General features: G+C 47.0%; 1 protein-coding gene. It reads left to right on the forward strand.

The window, feature by feature from the left end; translation table 11 throughout:
• The coding region (locus AB4653_RS25200) for a cadherin-like domain-containing protein (RefSeq protein ID WP_372105593.1) at window positions 1-202 on the forward strand (202 nt) is incomplete at both ends.

Here is a 202-nt window from a genome sequence, read left to right on the forward strand (position 1 = left end):
CCCAGTTAATGACTTGCCAACAGTCGGTGAGCCACAATTTGTGACTCAAGAAGACACCAGCTTTACCTTCACAGAAGAGCAACTGCTGCAAAATGCGGGCGACATTGATGGCGATAACCTATCGGTTGAAAATGTGGCTTCAGATAGCGGTACTTTGGTTGATAACGGCGACGGTACTTACACATTCGCACCGAATGAAAAC

It is taken from the genome of Vibrio sp. 10N.222.48.A3 (assembly GCF_041475345.1).
Classification (GTDB): domain Bacteria; phylum Pseudomonadota; class Gammaproteobacteria; order Enterobacterales; family Vibrionaceae; genus Vibrio; species Vibrio tasmaniensis_A.